The sequence below is a fragment of the Burkholderia sp. Tr-20390 genome, from assembly GCF_017104595.1.
Lineage (GTDB): Bacteria > Pseudomonadota > Gammaproteobacteria > Burkholderiales > Burkholderiaceae > Burkholderia.
Window position 1 is genome coordinate 1 of the sequence record NZ_JAAGPC010000355.1, and the last position, 3,320, is coordinate 3,320.

General features: G+C 69.9%; 4 protein-coding genes. 3 read left to right on the forward strand and 1 reads right to left on the reverse strand.

Translation table 11 applies throughout. From position 1 onward, the window contains the following. The coding region (locus G3N98_RS38815) for a helix-turn-helix transcriptional regulator (protein ID WP_206151080.1) at positions 1-681 on the forward strand (681 nt) is incomplete at its 5' end. A 6-nt stretch (positions 682-687) separates the two neighbouring features. Here the strand turns inward: G3N98_RS38815 and G3N98_RS38820 are convergent. Then, on the reverse strand, positions 688-1,647 hold the full coding sequence (locus G3N98_RS38820; protein ID WP_241026289.1) for a spore coat U domain-containing protein: 960 nt from the start codon (positions 1,645-1,647) through the stop codon (positions 688-690). Positions 1,648-1,991: 344 nt separating this feature from the next. Here G3N98_RS38820 and G3N98_RS38825 point away from each other — a divergent pair, with 344 nt between their 5' ends. Both G3N98_RS38825 and G3N98_RS38830 read left to right on the forward strand, forming a co-directional pair. Beyond that, the gene (locus G3N98_RS38825) at positions 1,992-2,528 is read left to right on the forward strand and encodes a spore coat U domain-containing protein (protein WP_089473381.1); all 537 of its coding nucleotides are present in this window, start codon (positions 1,992-1,994) and stop codon (positions 2,526-2,528) included. A gap of 6 nt (positions 2,529-2,534) precedes the next feature. Next, a complete protein-coding gene (locus G3N98_RS38830; RefSeq protein ID WP_206151082.1) occupies positions 2,535-3,245 on the forward strand; it encodes a fimbria/pilus periplasmic chaperone in 711 nt (236 codons plus the stop codon). Positions 3,246-3,320 lie beyond the last annotated feature (75 nt).

Consider the following 3,320-nt stretch of genomic DNA (forward strand, 5'->3'; position numbering starts at 1 on the left):
TGCCGCACGCCGGGGCTGCGGCGCGAGGAAGTCGCGCAACTGTGCGGCGTCAGCCCGACCTGGTACACGTGGATCGAACAGGGCCGCCCGGTGTCGGCGTCGGCCGACGCGCTCGCGCGGATCGCCGTCGCGCTGCAACTGTCGAAGGCCGAGCGCGCGTATCTGTTCGAGCTGGCCGCGCAGCGCGACCCGGCCGAGCCCGACGTCGCGGGCGGCGACCTGCCGCCGACGCTCGCCGCGACCGTCGCGGCCATCGCGACGCCCGCGTACGTGCTCGACCGGCAATGGAACGCCCTCGCCTGGAACGCGCCGGCCGCCGCGCTCTTTTCCGGCTGGCTCGACGGCGAGCACGACCGCAACCTGCTGCGCTTCACATTCATGTCGGCGGCCGCGCGCACGCTGATCGTCGACTGGGAAACCCGCGCGCGGCGGCTCGCGGCCGAATTCCGCGCCGATTCGATCCGTCACCTGACCGATGCGCCCACGCGCGCACTGATCGACGCGCTGACCGCCGGCAGCGACGCTTTCGCGCAGTACTGGGCATCGCAGGACGTGTTCGAACGCGAAGGCGGCCTGCGCGAATTCGACCATCCGGCCGACGGCCGCCTCGTGTACCAGCAGATCACGCTGAAGCCCGCGCACCGCGAGGACCTCAAGCTGGTCGTGCTGGTGCGCGACTGACGCCACTCAGAAGCTGATCGTTGCGGTAATCGTGTCGCTGTAGTTGCCCGGCGCGGGGGTTGTCTGCGCGGGCACGCGCCCGTACACGGGGATCGTCTGGCCGAGTCCGCTGCCCGACCCCGTCGCCATCGACGTGCCGCCCGTGCCGTCGCCCCACGGCGTCGTGTAGCCACCGTCCTTGTAAAGCTGATAGCCGACCGCCCCGCCGCCGCCCGCGCGCGACATTGTGCGCGCGGCGACGTTGCCGCTGCCGCCGCCGTTCAGCGCAATCTGGAACGCGTCGCCGTTCGTGCAGCGCGCATTGATCGACCCGGCCGCCGCCAACGGAGACGTCAATACGCCGGTGGCCGGAAACGCGACGCCCGTCGCGGTGATGATGCAGTCGTTGGTGACCGTGGCCGTGGCGGAGAAGCTCACCGTGCCGGCCGCCGACTGCGCCGCGCACGTCAGCGTCGGCAGGATGCTGAGCAGCGAAAAGCTCTGGCTGTACGTCGCCTGGTTGCCGCTGAAGCTCTGCGTGTAGACCGTGCTGCTGTTGTTCACGGTCGGCACGGTCGGCTGGTTGGCCGTGACGCGGCCATAGACGGTGATGTTCGCGCTCGCGCTGGTGCCGAGCAACGGTTTCTGCAACGTAACGGAGATCGGCGTGGTGCCGGCGCTGACGGAACCCCACGCCTGCGAATAGCCGGAGTCCTGGTACAGGTCGTACTGCATCTGGTTCGTCCCGTTGCTCAGGTAGCGCGGGCTCGTGCCGCCGAGGTTCACGCAGACGAGCACGCCCGTGTTCAGGCTCAGCGCATCCCACGTGCAGTTGACGGTCATCGTGCTGGTGGTCGTGACGGCCAGCAGCCGGATCGGGCTGACGGAGCCGAAGCTCGGCGCCGGTGGCGTGACCGAACAGGAATCCGCGCGTGCCGACGCCCACGGCGCGCCAAGCGCCACGACCAGCAGCAGGCACGACAGCATGCGCAGCCAGCCGCGCGCCGCGTCGAATCGCTCATCCGCCATGGTTTTCCCCGTAAGCACGCTCGCCCCGCGACAACCGTCGCCAGGCCACGCGCCCCTCGATGGTAGCCGGCCGCGTACCGCATCGTTCGCGCCGATTCTTGATCCAGGTCAAGCCGCCCACAGCAATCTATCAGGAATCCGGCACAAAACCTGCCGCGTCGGCGTTTTCACCATTGCCGGCGCCCGAAAGCGTGGAGTAGTCTTCCTTCAACGACAGCGCTGTTCCGTCGGCACGGCAGGCACAACGCGGGAGGCCACCCGCGAGCCGGGCGACATCCCTTGAACGGCTGGAGATAATCACAATGAACGCTACCCGACGTCGTGTCCTTTCCACCGCGCTCGCGACCGCCTTCGCATTCGCACCGGCGCTGCAACCCGTCACCGTCGCCGCAACCTACTCGAACGGCAACGCCACCGCACAGTTCAACGTCACGCTGACGATCCAGGCGAACTGCACGATCGCCGCCAACCCGCTCGCATTCGGCACGACCGGCGTGCTCGCGTCGACGATCAGCCAGCAGACCACCCTGTCCGTCACCTGTACGAACTCGACGCCGTACAACGTCGGGCTCGACGCGGGCGCCGTCACGGGCTCGACGGTCGCCAGCCGGCTGATGGCCGGCACCGCGAACGGCAACACGAGCACGACGGTCGGCTACCAGATCTACCAGGATTCGAGCCACGCCACGGTCTGGGGCAACACGCAGGGAACGGACACGGTCGGCGGCACCGGGACCGGTTCCGCACAGACACTGAACGTGTATGGCCAGGTGCCGGCGCAGGCGACACCGAAGCCCGACACCTATCAGGCGAGCGTCACCGCCACCGTCTACTTCTGACGCCCCGTGGCGTTCCTTCCGCGCGCGCTCGCCGCGCTGTGGGCCACGTCGGCGGCGGCCGTATCAGCGGCCACGCTGCAGATCACGCCCGTGACGATCGAGCTGCCGCCGTCGGCCGCCGCGGCCAGCGTCATGCTCGACAATCCGGGCGGACGGCCGATCTACGGCCAGGTCCGCACGTACCGCTGGACGCAGGAAAACGGCGACGACGTGATGACGCCGACCGACGCGCTGGCCGCATCGCCACCGCTGCTGCAGATCGGCGCGAACGCCGGGCAGTTGATCCGGCTCGTGCGCACGGCCGTCGACGCGCCGGCAGCCGAGGAAAGCTATCGCGTCCTGATCGATGAACTGCCCGCGCCCGGCACTCCGGTCGAAAACGGCATCACGATCCGGCTGCGCTATTCGGTGCCCGTGTTCGTCGAGCCGCCCGGGATGCCGGCGCCGCCGCGTCTCGCGTGGCGCGTCGAGCGCGACGCGCAGGGCCTGCGGCTCGCGGTCGACAATCGCGGCGGACGGCGGGCGCAGCTTTCCGCGGTCCGGCTGGTCGACGCGCAAGGCGCCACTCACGAGGTCGCACGCGGCCTGCTCGGCTATGCGCTCGCCGGCAGCACGCGCCGCTGGCCGCTCAGGCTCGACGCGCGCGCGGCATCGTTCGTCAGGGTACAGGCCACCGTCAACGCGCAGCCGGTCGAGGCGCAGTTGACGACACCCTGACGCGCGGGCCAGAACCCGCCACGGCGCCCGTGCCGGCGGCCACGCAAGACAGACAGAGCGTCGTGGAGAGCAAGA